The 15,771-nt window shown below is 66.1% G+C and carries 15 protein-coding genes; 11 read left to right on the top strand and 4 right to left on the bottom strand.

The window, feature by feature from the left end:
• The first annotated feature begins 177 nt into the window (after positions 1–177).
• The 10 genes from AWB92_RS04645 (at position 178) to AWB92_RS04690 (ending at position 12,907) form a co-directional block, all read left to right on the top strand.
• Entirely contained in the window at positions 178–1,695 is a 1,518-nt protein-coding gene (locus AWB92_RS04645) for an aldehyde dehydrogenase family protein (RefSeq protein WP_085184259.1), read from the top strand.
• Entirely contained in the window at positions 1,692–2,897 is a 1,206-nt protein-coding gene (locus tag AWB92_RS04650; protein ID WP_085184260.1) for a CoA transferase, read from the top strand. The genes AWB92_RS04645 and AWB92_RS04650 overlap by 4 nt, the downstream gene beginning before the upstream one ends.
• A gap of 360 nt (positions 2,898–3,257) precedes the next feature.
• Positions 3,258–4,076 carry an ABC transporter permease gene (locus AWB92_RS04655; protein ID WP_067011023.1) on the top strand — a complete coding sequence of 273 codons (819 nt, stop codon included), beginning with the start codon at positions 3,258–3,260 and terminating at the stop codon, positions 4,074–4,076.
• A gap of 22 nt (positions 4,077–4,098) precedes the next feature.
• Positions 4,099–4,944 (top strand): ABC transporter permease, encoded by an 846-nt coding sequence (locus tag AWB92_RS04660; protein ID WP_067011277.1) that lies wholly within the window; start codon positions 4,099–4,101, stop codon positions 4,942–4,944.
• An 18-nt stretch (positions 4,945–4,962) separates the two neighbouring features.
• Positions 4,963–6,240 carry an MCE family protein gene (locus AWB92_RS04665; protein WP_085184261.1) on the top strand — a complete coding sequence of 426 codons (1,278 nt, stop codon included), beginning with the start codon at positions 4,963–4,965 and terminating at the stop codon, positions 6,238–6,240.
• Positions 6,237–7,277 (top strand): MCE family protein, encoded by a 1,041-nt coding sequence (locus AWB92_RS04670; RefSeq protein ID WP_085184262.1) that lies wholly within the window; start codon positions 6,237–6,239, stop codon positions 7,275–7,277. Before AWB92_RS04665 ends, AWB92_RS04670 begins: the two co-directional genes overlap by 4 nt.
• A complete protein-coding gene (locus AWB92_RS04675) occupies positions 7,270–8,352 on the top strand; it encodes an MCE family protein (RefSeq protein WP_068138354.1) in 1,083 nt (360 codons plus the stop codon). The genes AWB92_RS04670 and AWB92_RS04675 overlap by 8 nt, the downstream gene beginning before the upstream one ends.
• Complete coding sequence (locus tag AWB92_RS04680) at positions 8,349–9,800, top strand: MCE family protein (RefSeq protein ID WP_085184263.1); 1,452 nt, start codon at positions 8,349–8,351, stop codon at positions 9,798–9,800. The genes AWB92_RS04675 and AWB92_RS04680 overlap by 4 nt, the downstream gene beginning before the upstream one ends.
• A complete protein-coding gene (locus AWB92_RS04685) occupies positions 9,797–11,227 on the top strand; it encodes an MCE family protein (protein ID WP_241523358.1) in 1,431 nt (476 codons plus the stop codon). Before AWB92_RS04680 ends, AWB92_RS04685 begins: the two co-directional genes overlap by 4 nt.
• Positions 11,228–12,907 (top strand): MlaD family protein, encoded by a 1,680-nt coding sequence (locus tag AWB92_RS04690; protein WP_085184264.1) that lies wholly within the window; start codon positions 11,228–11,230, stop codon positions 12,905–12,907.
• 33 nt (positions 12,908–12,940) lie between these two features.
• Here the strand turns inward: AWB92_RS04690 and AWB92_RS04695 are convergent, their stop codons facing one another.
• The 3 genes from AWB92_RS04695 to AWB92_RS04705 all read right to left on the bottom strand — a co-directional run bounded on the left by AWB92_RS04695 (position 12,941) and on the right by AWB92_RS04705 (position 14,886).
• Positions 12,941–13,456 carry a hypothetical protein gene (locus AWB92_RS04695; protein ID WP_085184362.1) on the bottom strand — a complete coding sequence of 172 codons (516 nt, stop codon included), beginning with the start codon at positions 13,454–13,456 and terminating at the stop codon, positions 12,941–12,943.
• A 108-nt stretch (positions 13,457–13,564) separates the two neighbouring features.
• Positions 13,565–14,140 (bottom strand): twin-arginine translocation pathway signal, encoded by a 576-nt coding sequence (locus AWB92_RS04700; protein ID WP_241523359.1) that lies wholly within the window; start codon positions 14,138–14,140, stop codon positions 13,565–13,567.
• Positions 14,137–14,886, bottom strand: a complete 750-nt coding sequence (locus AWB92_RS04705; RefSeq protein ID WP_142281934.1) for a hypothetical protein — start codon at positions 14,884–14,886, stop codon at positions 14,137–14,139. Before AWB92_RS04705 ends, AWB92_RS04700 begins: the two co-directional genes overlap by 4 nt.
• Positions 14,887–15,037: 151 nt before the next feature.
• Here AWB92_RS04705 and AWB92_RS04710 point away from each other — a divergent pair, with 151 nt between their 5' ends.
• Entirely contained in the window at positions 15,038–15,454 is a 417-nt protein-coding gene (locus tag AWB92_RS04710; RefSeq protein WP_085184266.1) for a hypothetical protein, read from the top strand.
• 16 nt (positions 15,455–15,470) lie between these two features.
• Here the strand turns inward: AWB92_RS04710 and AWB92_RS04715 are convergent, their stop codons facing one another.
• Complete coding sequence (locus tag AWB92_RS04715) at positions 15,471–15,746, bottom strand: hypothetical protein (RefSeq protein ID WP_068138371.1); 276 nt, start codon at positions 15,744–15,746, stop codon at positions 15,471–15,473.
• Between the last annotated feature and the right edge of the window lie 25 nt (positions 15,747–15,771).

The following is a 15,771-nucleotide window of genomic DNA, read 5'->3' on the forward strand; positions in this document are numbered from 1 at the left end:
AAACCGCGCGCGGCCTGCGCTGAGACGCTCGTTACCCCGACACATGCGCAACAACGCCCCTGGTCGGCGGCCCGGTCCCATTCCTGAGACTTTCTTGAATTATCGAGACCCGAATGTAAGATTCGCCGGGGAAGAGAATGAAATTTTCGTGACCGTCACCACATGAGGGAGTAGGCGATGCCAGTGCAGGACACGGCAGAGACCACCGCGAAGACGATCGCGGATGCCGCGCCCGAGTCACAGGTCGATCGCCGACTGCTGATTGACGGCCGGCTCGTCACCGCCGACAAGACGTTCCCCTCGATCAACCCCGCCACGGGCGCGGTCATCGGGCACGCTCCAGACGCCCGCGTCGAGCAGGCCGAAGCGGCGATCTCGGCGGCCCGGCACGCCTTCGACACGACCGACTGGTCGACCGATGTGGAGTTGCGGATCCGCTGCCTCGACCAGTTGCACACGGCGCTGGTCGAGCACGCGGAGGAGCTGCGGGAGCTGACGATCGCCGAAGTCGGCGCGACCCGGGCGCTCACCCAGGGCGCTCAGCTCGACGACCCGATCAAGATCGTGCGCTTCTACGCCGACCTGCTGCGCACCTATCAGTTCTCCGAGGATCTCGGCGAGATCGAATCGCGGGGCATGCGGCACCACCGCTGGGTGGAGAAGGAAGCCGCTGGGGTGGTGGCCGCCATCATCGCCTACAACTATCCGAACCAGCTCGCGCTCGCCAAGCTGGCCCCGGCGCTGGCCGCCGGATGCACTGTGGTGCTGAAGGGGGCGCCGGACACCCCGCTGGTCACGCTGGCGCTCGGCGAGTTGATCGCCAACCACACCGACATCCCGCCCGGCGTGGTGAACGTCCTTACTTCCTCGGACGTGGCCACGGGGGTCGCGTTGACCACCAGCCCCGACGTCGACGTCGTCACCTTCACCGGATCGACGGCCGTCGGACGCAAGATCATGGCCGCCGCGAGCGACACCGTCAAACGCGTCTTCCTGGAGCTGGGTGGCAAGTCGGCCGTGATCATGCTCGACGACGCGGACTTCACAGCAGCGAGCATGTTCGCGGCGTTCAGCATGGTCACACACGCGGGACAGGGCTGCGCGCTCACGTCCCGACTGTTGGTGCCCAGGTCACATCATGACGAGATCGTCGAGCTGATCGCGCAGAACTTCGCCAAGGTGCGCCACGGCGACCCGGCGGATCCGAAGACACTCATGGGTCCGCTCATCAACGAACGCCAGCGCGACAAGGTCGACGGCATGGTCCAGCGAGCCGTCGCCGCGGGCGCGACCTTGGTCACCGGCGGCAAGCGGTTGGATCCCGGCTACTTCTATGCGCCCACGCTGCTCACCAACGTCGACCCGGAGAGCGAGATCGCCCAGGACGAGGTCTTCGGCCCGGTGCTGGTGGTCATCGCGTTCGAGGACGACGACGACGCGGTGCGGATCGCCAACAACTCGATCTATGGGTTGGCCGGCGCGGTCTTCAGCCGCGACCAGGACCGCGCCCTGGCGGTAGCCCGTCGGATCCGCACCGGGTCGTTCTCCATCAACGGCGGCAACTACTTTGCCGCCGACAGCCCGTTCGGGGGCTTCAAGCAGTCCGGCGTCGGCCGTGAGATGGGCGTCGCCGGGCTGGAGGAGTTCTTGGAAGGCAAGACTTTTGCGGTTCCCGTTGTGGGGGCGCCCGCATGAGGCCGCTGGAGGGCATCCGTGTCCTGGAGGTCGCCATGTACGGGTTCGTCCCATCGGCGGGCGCCGTGCTCGCCGAGTGGGGCGCCGACGTGGTCAAGGTCGAGCACGCCGTGACGGGCGACCCGCAACGCGGGCTGCGGCAGACCGGCATGTTGCGCGTCGAGGGCGACCCGAACCCCAACATCGAACACGCCAACCGTGGGAAGCGCAGCATCGGACTCGACATGTCCGTGCCCGAGGGCAAAGAGGTGCTCTACGAGCTGGCCCGCCGGTCCGATGTGTTCTTGACCAGTTTTCTTCCCGCTCACCGGAAGAAGTTCGGCATCGACGTCGAGGACATTCGTACGGTCAACCCGAAAATCGTCTACGCCCGCGGGAGCGCGCTTGGTCCGCGCGGCCCCGAGTCAGAAAAGGGCGGCTACGACATGACCGCGTTCTGGTGCCGGGCCGGAACCGCCGCGACCATCACGCCGGCAGGGATGCCCGGCATGATCGCGCCCCCGGGACCGGCCTACGGCGACACCATCTCCGGCACCAACCTCGCCGGAGGCATCGCGGCCGCGTTGCTCAAGCGCGAGCGCACCGGCGAGGCTTCGGTCGTCGATGTGTCGTTGCTGGGCAGCGGCTTCTGGGCAATGGGACACACGGTCGCGTTGACCAAGCATCTGGGTCAGCGGCTGGAAGCGCCCCCGCCCGGGGTGCATGGTGCGCCCAACAACCCGTTGGTGGGGCTGTACACCACGTCCGACGGACGCTACATCTCCTTCGTGATGATGCAGCCCACCAAGTTCTGGGCCGACGTTTGCCGGCACGTCGAGCTGCCGGAGCTGGCCGACGACCCCCGCTTCGCGACTGTCGAAGAAATCGCCGCGAATACAACGGAAGCCGTCGAGATCTTGACCAAGGTGATCGCAACCCGCACGCTTGCCGAGTGGAGCGAGCGCTTTGCCACGCTTGCCGGGCCGTGGGCGCCCGTACAGGACACGTTGCAGGCGGTCGACGACGCCCAAATCCGTGCCAACGAGTACCTGGTTCGCGCAGGCGAACTCGATCTCGTTGCCAACCCGGTCCAGTTCGATGTCGCGCGGCCGCATACCGGCCCGGCGCCCGGATTCGCCGAACAGACCGAAGAAATCCTGATGGAAATCGGACTCGATTGGGACCGCATCATCGAGCTCAAGACGGCCGGCGCGGTCACTTGAGTGCTACAGGGACCGGAGCTGTGAGAAATGTGTGAGCCGAACGCCGCTTGTCATGAGAGCTGTCCGATAACGGTTTTGAATTTTCCATTCCACCTGGACACCGCATGAGTCATAATCGCCGGACGCTTCAAGACACGAGGCCCCTCGTTTTGAAGCGCCAACTCACGCGACAGAACGGAGGAGTGGCGTGAGGATGGTAGTGGCAGCGACGCCGGAGGCGAATGCCGGAATGTGGCTGCCCGCTACGCATTTCGACTGTTCCAGCGTACGTTTGTGGCCGTCGGTCCAGCCAAATCTACAGCTTTCCGTTCAGCCGAACAAGACCATCGGTCTCGAAAATGTCGGAAGGAACTGAGGCCGATGGCGATTAAGCGTGCGGGCCCGGAGCGATGGACCGGGGGCATATCGCTCGGCCGCGGCTCCAAGCCCATGGAAGCCGTCGGTGGCTTGTTCGCGATGTCGGCGGACGCGATCAAGTTCGTGTTCCGCCGGCCCTTCCAATGGCGCGAGTTCTTGGAGCAGTCGTGGTTCGTCGCGCGGGTGGCGCTCGCTCCCACCCTGCTGGTCGCCATTCCCTTCACGGTGCTGGTCAGCTTCACGCTCAACATCCTGCTGCGCGAACTGGGCGCAGCGGACCTTTCCGGCGCGGGTGCGGCCTTCGGCGCGGTGACCCAGGTCGGCCCGCTCGTGACCGTGTTGATCGTGGCCGGCGCCGGTTCGACGGCGATGTGCGCCGACCTGGGATCGAGAACGATCCGCGAAGAGATCGACGCGATGGAAGTGCTGGGCATCAACCCCGTTCAGCGCCTGGTGACCCCCCGCATGCTGGCCGCGGGCCTGGTGGCGCTGCTGCTGAACAGCCTGGTGGTCATCATCGGCATCGTGGGCGGCTACGTCTTCTCGGTGTTCGTCCAGGACGTCAACCCCGGGGCGTTCGCCGCCGGCATCACCCTGCTGACCGGCGTGCCCGAGGTCGTCATTTCCTGCGTCAAGGCAGCGCTTTTCGGCCTGATTGCCGGGCTGGTCGCGTGCTACCGGGGACTGACGGTGTCCGGCGGCGGCGCCAAGGCGGTCGGCAACGCCGTCAACGAGACGGTGGTGTACGCGTTCATGTCGCTGTTCGTCGTGAATGTGGTTGTCACGGCTATCGGTATCCGCATGTCGGCCAAGGGTCACTGAGGAGGTGTAGGGGCGAACCGTGATGACGCTGAGAGCCACGTACCCGCGCCTGACGCGGCAGCTCGAAAAGCCGGTCGGCACCCTGAGCCGGATCGGCGATCACACGCTGTTCTACGGAAAGGCGCTTGCCGGGGTCCCCTTCGCGGTCCGCCACTACCGGCGCGAGGTCATCCGCCTGATCGCCGAAATCAGCATGGGCGCGGGAACTTTGGCCATGATCGGCGGCACGCTGGTGATCGTCGGCTTCCTGACGCTGGCCGCCGGCGGCACCCTGGCCGTGCAAGGCTATAGCTCACTGGGCAACATCGGCATCGAGGCGTTGACCGGGTTCCTGGCGGCCTTCATCAACGTGCGCATCGCCGCGCCGATCGTCGCCGGGATCGGTCTCGCGGCCACCTTCGGCGCGGGCGTCACCGCGCAGCTGGGTGCCATGCGGATCAACGAAGAGATCGATGCGTTGGAGTCCATGGCCATTCGGCCGGTTTCGTATCTGGTGTCCACCAGGATCGCGGCCGGGATGATGGCGATCACGCCGCTGTATTCCATCGCCGTCATCCTGTCGTTCTTCGCCAGCCAATTCACCACGGTGGTCCTGTTCGGCCAATCGGGCGGGCTGTATCAGCACTACTTCTCGACGTTCCTCAACCCGATCGACCTGTTGTGGTCGTTCTTGCAGGCCGTCCTCATGGCGATCACGATCTTGTTGATTCACACCTACTTCGGCTACTTTGCTTCGGGCGGACCGGCCGGTGTCGGCGTCGCGACCGGCAACGCGGTGCGAACCTCGTTGATCGTGGTCGTGTCGGTGACGCTGCTCGTCTCGCTGTCCATCTACGGCACCAACGGCAACTTCAACCTGTCGGGCTAGGAAGGTGGTGACAGGACAGTGACGCGTGACTTCGGTCCGGGCCCCATTCACCGGTCCGAAACCACCAGTGCCGCACGGCCCGTCGCGGCCTCGCCCGGGCGGCACTTCGGCGCGCAGTCGTACGCGCGGCCGCTGGCCGGCCTGGCGACCATCGTCCTCATCGGCCTGGTCTTCGCCGTCGCGATAGGCCTGTTCCGCGGTGACTTCACCACGAGCGTGCCCGTCACCGTCGTCTCACCGCGCGCCGGACTGGTGATGAACCCGGATGCCAAGGTGAAGATGCGCGGCGTCGAGGTGGGCAAGGTCGACTCAATCGACGTGCGGCCCAACGGCGAAGCAGTTTTGCACCTGGCGATGCAACCGTCGCAGATGCACCTGATCCCGGCCAACGTGCTCGTCGACATCGCGTCGACGACGGTGTTCGGCGCGAAGTTCATCGAGCTGGTACCGCCCGCCGAGCCGTCGCCGCAGTCGCTGCGCGCGGGTCAGGTGCTGGAGGGCAAGCACGTCACCGTCGAAATCAACACGGTGTTCCAGCAACTCACGTCACTGCTGTCGACGATCGATCCAGCCAAACTCAACGAGACCCTGGGCGGCATAGCCTCTGCGGTCAATGGCCGGGGCCACAAGATCGGCCAGATGCTGCACGATCTCGACTCATTCCTGGCCACCCAGGAACCGAGCCTGCCTGCGCTGAGCCATGACCTCGAAGCCCTGCCCGTGGTGAGCAATGCCTATGGCGACTCGGCACAGGACCTGCTCGCCACCGCCGATAACGCGGTCCGAATCAGCAAGACGATCGTCGACGAGCAACAAAATCTGGATGCCTTCCTGATCAGCTCGATTGGCTTGGCGGACATGGGCAATGACGTAGTGGGCGGCAACCGGCAAGCGCTGACGGACGACCTGCATCTGCTGGTGCCGACCACCGATCTGCTCAACCAGTACCACCAGGCGCTGTACTGCGGCATCGCCGGGTCACTGGGCAACCTGCACGCGCCGGACCTGCCCGAGCCGATGGTCAAGGTGACCGTCGTGCTCGGCCTCGGCGCCGAGCGTTACCGCTACCCGTCCAACCTGCCCAAGGTGGCGGCGACCGGTGGGCCCCAATGTCGGAACCTTCCGGTGGTGCCCTTCGACGTTGCGCCGCCGTTCGTGGTGACGGACAACGGCTCCAACCCCACGGCGTACGGCAACCAGCAACTGCTGCTCAACTCCGATGCGCTCAAGCAGCTGCTGTACGGGCCGATCGATGGTCCGCCGCGCAACACCATGCAGATCGGGATGCCCGGATGACCGGCTCGCGCGGGATGATCATCAAGTTCGGGGCGTTCGCCACCGTGATGATCGTGCTGACCGTGTTCTTGTTCTTCATCTTCGGGCAGTACACCACCGGTTCGACGAACGGGTATTCGGCACTCTTCACCGACGTGTCGCGGCTGAAGACCGGAGAGACCGTGCGCGTCGCCGGCATCCGGGTGGGCACGGTCAACAGCGTCAAGCTGCGCGCCGACAAGAAGGTCGAGGTGAAGTTCGACGCCGACCGCAGCGTCGTGCTGACCACCGGCACCCGCGCGGTGGTGCGCTACCTGAACCTGGTCGGTGATCGCTACCTCGAGCTGACCGACGGCCCGGGATCCACCAAGGTGCTGCCGGCCGGGTCGCAGATCCCGCTCGATCGCACGGCACCCGCCCTTGACATCGATCTACTGCTGGGCGGTCTGAAACCCGTTACCCAGGGCCTCAACCCGCAAGACGTCAACGCGCTGAGCGCGGCGCTCATTCAGGTGTTCCAGGGCGAGGGCGGAACCCTGCAGTCGCTGCTGTCGAAGACGTCGTCGTTCTCCAACACGTTGGCCGACAACAACCAGACGGTGCAGGAGCTGATCGACAACCTCAACACCGTGGTGGCCACAGTCGACAAGGACGGCACCAAGTTCTCCGGCGCCATTGACCGCCTCGAGAAGTTGGTCAGTGGATTCGACCAGGACCGCGACACCATCGGGACCGCGATAACCGCCCTGGACAACGGGACCGCCTCGATCGCGGATCTGCTCACCCGCGCCCGCCCGCCGTTGGCCGCGACGGTGGACCAAGCGAGCCGGCTGGCGCCGCTGCTGGACCAGGACAAGAACCTCCTCGACACCTCGCTGCACAAGTTGCCGCACAACTACCGCAAACTGCTCAGGCTCGGGTCGTACGGTGCCTGGTTCCCCTATTACCTCTGCGGACTGTCGCTGCGGGTGTCCGACTTGCAGTACCGGACGGTGGAAGTGGGCATCAAACACCAGACCACCGGGCGGTGCGCGGAACCGAAGGACCCCGATGAATAAGTACCGCGGAGCGGGCCTCATCAAGGCCGGATTCATCGGCGCCGTCCTCATCGCGCTGGTCATCGCCGTCGGGCTGAACCCCGATCAGCTGGTGCAGCGGGCTACCACGGTCCGTTACCAGGCGCTGTTCGCCGACGCCGGAGGCCTCGCGCTGGGCAACGACGTGACAATCTCGGGGATCAAGGTCGGCAGCGTGACGGGCATGGAGCTGCAGCACGGTGACGTGCTGGTGACGTTCACGGCCAAGGGGAACATCCTGCTCGGCTCGGCCAGCACCGCACACATCAAGACCGGGTCGCTGTTGGGTCAACGGGTGCTCACGGTCGACTCCGCGGGCACCGGCAACCTGCATCCGATGGCGGTCATTCCGGTGTCGCGCACCTCCTCGCCGTACTCGCTGTCCGAGGCCGTCAACGACCTGACGACCGACCTGCAGGGAACCAACACCGAGTCGCTCAACCAGTCCCTGGACACGCTGTCGGCGACCCTGAATCAGGTTGCGCCGCAATTGGGTCCCGCTTTCGACGGGGTCAGCCGGCTTTCCCAGACCCTCAACGCCCGCAACCAGACCCTCGGGCAGCTGCTCAAGGGCGCCGCCGACGTGACGGGCGTGCTCGGGCAACGCAGCCAGCAGCTCAACACGCTGATACTCAACGCCAACGATTTGTTGTCGATGCTGGTCGCGCGGCGCCAGGCGATCGTGCGGCTGCTGGCCAGCACGTCCGCGGTGGCCCGGCAGCTCTCCGGCGTGGTGCACGACAACGAGGCGAAGCTGGCGCCGACGCTGGAGAAGCTGAACTCCGTGACGGCGATGCTGGAAAAGAATCGGGACAATCTCGCCCAAGCGCTTCCCGGATTGGCGAAGTACGAGCTGACGCAGGGGGAGACCGTCTCGAGCGGTTATTACTACAACCCGTTCATCCCCAACCTCTTCCAGCTGGAGTTCTTCCAGTGGTTGTTCGACTACGCCTTCGGGTTCCGCGCTTACGGCGCGCCCGGGCAGCCGCCGGACACCGCCGGGCCGCGCGCGTTCTTCCCGTGGCCGTTCAACCAGGACCCGGGAGGACGGCCATGACGGGGCTCGGGGCGATTCCGCGCAACAAGCTCAAGGTGGGGCTGGCGATCGTGCTGGCGGGTCTGCTCGTGGTCGGCGCGGCGATCGCCATCCGCAACACCTTCTTTCGCCCGACGACGATCACCGCCTACTTCCCCACGGCCACTGCGATCTATCCGGGCGACGACGTGCGGGTGTCCGGCATGAAGGTCGGCACCATCTCGTCCATTCAGCCGCAGGGCACCCGGGCGAAGCTGGTGATGCACGTCGATCGCAACGTGCCCATTCCGGCGGACGCGAAGGCGGTGATCGTCGCCCAAAACCTGGTGGCGGCGCGCTACGTGCAGCTCACGCCGGCCTACCGGACGAGCGGTCCCACCATGCGCGACGGCGGGGTAATCCCGATCGAACGGACCGCGGTGCCCGTCGAATGGGATCAGGTCAAAGAGCAATTGATGCGCCTCGCAACGGAATTGGGCCCCAACAGCAAGGTGTCCACCCCGTCGGTGGCGCGGTTCATCGACAGCGCCGCCGACGCGCTGGGCGACGGCAACGGCGAGAAGCTGCACCAGACGCTGGCTCAACTGTCCGGCGTCGCCCGGGTGTTCGCCGAAGGCAGCGGCAACCTCGTCGACATCATCAAGAACCTGCAGGCCTTCATCGGGGCCCTGCGCGAAAGCAACGTCCAGATCGTGCAGTTCGACAACCGGCTGGCCACGCTGACCAGCGTGCTCGACGACAACAAGTCCGACCTAGACGCGGCGCTCACGGACCTGGCGAGTGCGGTCGGCGAAGTACAGCGGTTCATCGCCGGCACTCGTGATGCGACCTCCGAACAGATTTCGCGGTTGGCCGACCTGACGCAGATCCTCGTCGACCACCAGATGTCGTTGAAAAACGTGCTGCACATCTCGCCGACCGCGCTCGCAAACGCCTACAACGCCTACGACCCGGACTCCGGCAACATCCGCGGCGGCGTGGGCCTGCAGAACTTCAGCAATCCCACGTACGCGTGGTGTGCGGGCATCGGGGCCATCGAGAACGTCACCGCCGTCGAGACGGGCAAGCTGTGCGGCCTGTATCTGAGCCCGGCGCTGAAGGTGTTCAACCCGAACTTCCTCGTCAACTTCAACTACCTCCCGATTCCGGTCAACCCGATCCTGGCCCCGTCGTTCGCCCCGGAAAACGTTGTCTACAGCGAGGACCGGCTGAAGCCCGGCGGGGAGGGTCCCCGTCCCGGCCCGCCTTTGCTGCCGCCGGCCGTCTCCGCGTACACCGGGCTACCGGGCGACCCGGTTGGACCGCCGGGTTCGGTGCCGCTGGGCCGGATCCCCGGCGCCGCGATGCCGCAGCCCCCGCCGACGGAACCGCCGCCCGTCCCACCACCACCGCCGCCGGCGTCGCCGCCGCCGGCCGCCCCGGCGAACGTTCAGGACATGCTGCTCCCGGGTGAAGGGGGGCAACCGTGACCGCCCGGATCGCGACTAGGCGCGTGCTCGGCATCGCCTGCTGCGTCATGCTCGCCGTGAGCGGATGCGCGTTCAACGGCCTGAACTCGCTGCCGCTCCCGGGGGCCGTGGGACGTGGCCCGGGTGCCACCACCTACCATGTGGAACTCGCCAACGTCGTTACGATGGAACCGAATTCGCCGGTGATGATCGACGACGTCATCGTCGGCAGCATCAGCAAGATGACGGTGCGGGGATGGCACGCCGACGTCGAAATCTCGGTGCGGCCGGGCACGGTGATCCCCGCGAACGCGGTGGCCAGCGTCGGCCAGACGAGCCTGCTGGGTTCCATGCATCTGGCGCTGAATCCGCCGCTGGGCCAACAGGGCATCGGCCGGCTGCAGCCGGGCGCCACGATCCCGCTGAACCGGTCGTCCACCTATCCGTCGACCGAACAGACGCTGTCGTCGCTGTCAGTGATCCTCAACGCCGGGGGGCTGGGTCAGTTCGGGGACATCATCCACAACTTCAACGCCGCGCTGTCCGGAAACGAAGGCGCCGTTCGCGATCTGCTCGAGCGCCTCGACCGGTTCGTGGGAACCCTCGACCAGCAGCGCGACAACCTCGTCGCGTCGATCCGCGCCCTCAATCGCCTCGCCGGCACGTTCGCCGCCCAACGCGATGTGATCACCCAGGCGCTGTACAAGATTCCGCCCGCACTGGACGTGCTGATCAAGGAGCGCCCGCGCATCACGACCGCGCTGAACAAGCTCGGGACATTCAGCAATACCGCGACCAGACTCGTCAATGACGCGGGCGACGACTTGGTGAAGAACTTGACGAATCTGGCGCCGGCACTCGGTGCGCTCGCCGACATCGGCCCGGATCTCGACGCCGCCCTCGCGTACGCGCCGACGTTCCCGTGGACCCAGGGCATCATCGACCGGTACATCCGGGGCGACTACCTCAACGGGTATTTCATCATCGATCTGACGAACGCCGGGCTCCGCAAGGGCATCCTCCGCGGCACCCACTGGGAGCGGATCGGCGCCGAGGCCGTGCCCGGACCCGCGGATCCGGAATACCTGCAATTCCGGTATGGCGCACCGCCCGGGGCGCCTGGGGCGCTGAGCAAGCCCGGCCCGAGAGGGGAACCGGCACCGTTCGGACCACCGCCACCCTGGGGGCGGCCGCTGCCGGGACCGCCGCCGTCCGCCGCGCCGGGGCCGGTGAACCAGCAGTCGGCAGACGCACCGCCGCCTGCGCCTCCGCCGCCGCCGGTGTCGCCGTTGATCGCGGGCCTGACGTGGCTCGGCCCGGATGCGCAGAAGTCGCCGACAGCGACGCTGCCCGGACCGCCGCCGGCTGGGGCCGTGCCGCCGGCCGACCAGGGCGCGCCGGTGCCGGGCGCGACGCCGACGACCAGCCAGACGGACGGGGGCTCATAGATGCTGACCCGGTTTGTCCGAATCCAGTTGGCGATCTTCACGATCGTCGGGATCGCCGGTGTGGTGATCATGGCGTTGTGGTACGTCCAAGCGCCGACCCTGCTCGGCATCGGCAAGATGACGGTCACGCTGAAACTGCCCGCCACCGGCGGCCTGTACCGCTTCAGCAACGTGACCTACCGCGGGGTGCAGATCGGCAAGGTGACCGCCGTTGGGCTGACCCCCGACGGAGCGAAAGCCACGCTGTCCCTTGATACTTCGCCGAAGATACCGGCGGACCTGAAAGCGGAGGTGCTGAGCATCTCCGCGGTTGGCGAGTATTACGTCGATCTGCGGCCCCGCAACGACTCGCCGCCCTACCTGCACGACGGCTCGGTCATCGCGATGAACGACGCGACGATCCCGCAGCCGATCGGTCCCGTGCTCGACCAGTCCAGCAAGTTGATCAACAGCATTCCCAAGGGCAAGCTCGGTCAATTGCTCGACGAGTCGTTCCAGGCATTCAACGGCTCAGGTTACGACTTCGGATCGCTGTTCGACAGTTCGTCACGGCTCTCGGGTGACCTCAACGGCGTCGCCGACCAAACCAGGAACCTGACCGAAGACACCGGGCCCTTCCTGGATGCGCAAGCGCAGACCGCGGATTCGATCCGGACGTGGGCGCGCAGTCTCGCCGGATTCAGTGGCCAGCTGGCGAAGGACGACCCACAGTTTCGCACCCTGCTGCAACAGGGGCCTGGAGCCCTCAACGAGGCGTCCCGGCTGCTCGATCAGATCAAGCCGACGTTGCCGGTGCTGCTTGCGAATCTGACCACGATCGGTCAGATCGGCGTGACCTATCACGCGTCAATCGAACAGCTCCTGGTCTTGCTGCCGCCGTTCACCGCGGCGATTCAGTCGTTCGTCGGCACGAAGTCGCCGACGGGATTGGCCACGGGCGCCTTCAATCTGATCATCAGTGACCCGCCGGCATGCACCGTCGGCTTCCTGCCGCCCAGCCAATGGCGTTCCGCGGCCGACACCCGCACCATCGACACGCCGGACGGGCTGTACTGCAAACTGCCGCAGGATTCGCCCATCGCGGTGCGCGGTGCCCGAAACTATCCCTGCATGGGACAGCCCGGAAAACGCGCGCCGACCGTCGAAATCTGCGAGAGCGACAAGCCTTTCCAACCGTTGGCGATGAGACAGCACGTCTTCGGCACTTACCCGCTGGACCCGAATCTGATCGCGCAGGGCATCCCGCCCGACGACCGGATGAACTGGTACCGAGACAGAATCTTCGGGCCGGTGGAGGGAACGCCGCTGCCGCCGGGCGCGGTTCCGCGGGGGACGCCGCCGGCATCGGCGTTGCCGCCGCCCGCCGCGCCGCTCAGCCCGTTGGCGCAGATGGGGGATGTGTCACCGATTGCGCCGATCGACGTTCCCGCTCCTCCCGCCGCGGCGGCGCCCGCGGCGGCGAGCGCCCCGCCGGCGGGGCCGCCCGCGGGGCCTTCGGCAGCGCCAAGTGCGTTCGGGCACAACGAGTCTCAGACCGGTCCATCGGTGGCGATCGCCCAGTACAACCCGCGCACCGGCAGCTATGTCACCCCGGATGGCCAGGTTTACCGGCAATCGGATCTGGTCAAGCCCACGTCGCCCAAGGCGCCGAAAACCTGGAAGGACATGTTCGCCACCTGATGCGTCCGCGGGGCCATCCTCGAGCGAACCGGGTCAGCTGATTTTGTCCAGCCTGAATGGCTGGTCGATGTACAGCGGCTTGTTGGTGCCGCAGGCACCGCTGGGGCCGGACGTCTGTTCCCGTCCCGCAAGGACCGGCGACCCAAGCACGTTCTCGCCGGTCTCCGGGTTCGCCGGATAGAAATGGATGACGTCGTGGCCGACGTATGAGGTGCCGTCGGGACACGTCGTCCAATTGGGGATGTCGCGTTTGACGAACCAGGTTTTCCCTTCGTTCATGAATATCGGCGCGGTCCAGCCCTGGTCGCTGACCACCGTGCCGTCGCACCGGTAGGCCGTGGAGCACGACGTCGTGATGGTCCACGTGCTTCGCACCACCGCCTCCTGGTGGAAAATCTCATTGGTGCGGGCCCAGTCGCCGACCACGGTGGCGGTGTACGTCCCGTTGATCGCGGGGTCGTAGGCCCATGCCGACGGGGCCACGCCCACGCCGCCCGCCACGCCGACGGCTACCAGGGTTGCGCTTATCGCCATATTTGTCGGACGCATCATGTGCTCCTCGAGGCGTTAAATACCGCCAATTCCAAGCGAATCGAATTCACAGACTAACACCGCCCCCGCATGTCACGGAATGGTTTGCTTCGAAGGCTGGGAAGCTCATAGGACGTCGAATTTATCGATGAGCCAGGAGCCTTTGACCTTTTCCATCGCCACCTTCAGGCTGCTCGACGTCACGACCGGTTCCGGCTTGGCCTTGCTCGTGGTCTTCTGTTTTATGAAGACAAGCACGACAGCGGAATTCGGCTGCAGTTCCGATACGGCCGCCTTGACCACGGTGGCGGTCGTCGTGACTTGGCCGCGCTGCGCCGACGGCCCCACGACCTGGTCGGCGAACCGTTGGTAGTAGGCCAGATAATCCTCGGTGAGGCGGGATTTGGCGTTGGCGAAATCGCGATCAAGAGTTTCCGGCGAGTAGGACAACAACGCCACCGCACCATCGCTGGCCGCCCTGATGACCTGGTGCGCCGTCGCGCGGTCGGTCTGCAAATCCGGACGATAATCGAAGTAAAAAATCCGGGCCGCGTTGCTGAGGGCGGCAATAAGCAAAAGCGTCAACAGGATTGACCGCCACCGCGCCAGGCAACGACGCGTCCAGCGCCCGAGCGCGCCGTTGCGGCGGGCCGGCGCCCGATCCTCGGCCGACTCCTCGTGCGCAGCGCTGTCGACCGTCACTGGACGAACTCGAGTCTGGAAATCTTGAGCTGCCCGGCGTCGCGTTGGACGGTGACGACGATCCGCAGCCGGCGCGATTCCGGCTTGGCCTCACCGGGTTTGGTGATCTCGGATTTCGCCGCGATCAGCACAATCGCTGAATCCTGGGTCATGGACTGCACGGCGGCCGCTTGTACCGAGCCCTTGGAGACGACCTTGGACTCCTCCACCGCCTTCACTGCATCCTCGCCGCCCATCAAGATGCTGATTTTGAACGTCCCGGTTGTGTCGTCGGCGAAGCGCTGCAGATCTTCTCTTGCCTTGGTCGGATCGATCGTCATCATCGTCACAATGGCATCGCGGGCAGCCTTGGCGAACTCCGCGCTGCGCAGCTGTTCCTGCTCGACGCCGCGGTGATGCCACACCAAGTACCCGCTGCCCGCCAGCGAGACGCAGCTGACCACAACCGCTGCGATCGCCGCCGTGGCCTTCCGGCTCGGGCGACGGGGACGCAGCCGCCGCCGTCGCGACGGCGCCGCCTCGGTCCCCTCGGTGTCGGCCCGGTTTTCGAGGTCACCGGACGCCGCCTCGAGCTGTTCGCGCAACCGCGCGGCACGGGCCCGGGCGGCCGCGGCACGGGCGTCCGCCTCGGCGACTTCCGCGGCCACCGGAACCTCCGGGGCCAGGGTTGACGGCGGGGTGGATTCGGGCCCAATTCGTCGATTTTGGGCGACGGTCGCCCCAGCGGGAAGCTTGCGCCGAGGCACTGGATCACCTCCTCGTCGCGCCTACAGGAGAGCCACATTATCACTGCCACGCGGGCGGCCCGGCGACGGAGATCGCGGCTTTAGATGCAAGTCTTCTCCGAGTGAGAGAATTCTATTCCCACCGGTGGGCGAAGTAATTTAAAGTAATCCCGTGCGATTCATAGTGGCAGCGGTCGCCGTGCTTTTAGGCCTCTCGCAGGGCCTGGGTGTCGCCGTGGCGCCGCAGGCCACCGCAGCGCCGGTTAATTGCGATTACCCGGATTGCACGCCGGGCATCATGCCGCACCAGGTGCTCGGTGCGCCGTGCGACAACACCACCTACTACGTATTCGGGACCGCCGACTACTACGTGTCTTTCGCCACGCAGCCGGGACGACTGATGTTCTGCGGCTCGCCCCGGAGGTACGAGCCCCGGTGGTTCCGGTCGCCCCCGATGGCCGGCGTCAAGATCGAGGGCTCGTCTTGCGTCGATTTCCCGGAGTACTACGTCGCGCAGGCGCCGGACGGCCTTTTCCTCGTCTGCAATGCGCATGACGGAACACAGATTTGGGAGCGCGGCGACACTTAGGCCGATTCGGCTCGACTCACGGCCGGGTGTTCGGGATCTCCGGCCAATCTTGGAAGGGACTGGGTCCCCAGTAGTCGAAGTTGTGGACAGTGCCGTCCATGTCGCGATGGTGCGCGTCGTGGCACGTGGTCGGGTCCCATTGCGGTCCCCACGACGGATCGAACATCTGGCCCGGGCACCAGTGATAGCCCACGAACGGCCACGGCGGATTGTCGGCGTGAGCGACCGTCGCGGTGCCCAAGCCGGCGCTGACCATGATCGCCGCGGCGGCGACACGCGCGACTTTGCTCATGGGAGAACCGTACCCGAGCGACCGC

The organism is Mycobacterium sp. IEC1808 (genome assembly GCF_002101935.1).
In the GTDB taxonomy this organism is placed as follows: Bacteria; Actinomycetota; Actinomycetes; order Mycobacteriales; family Mycobacteriaceae; genus Mycobacterium.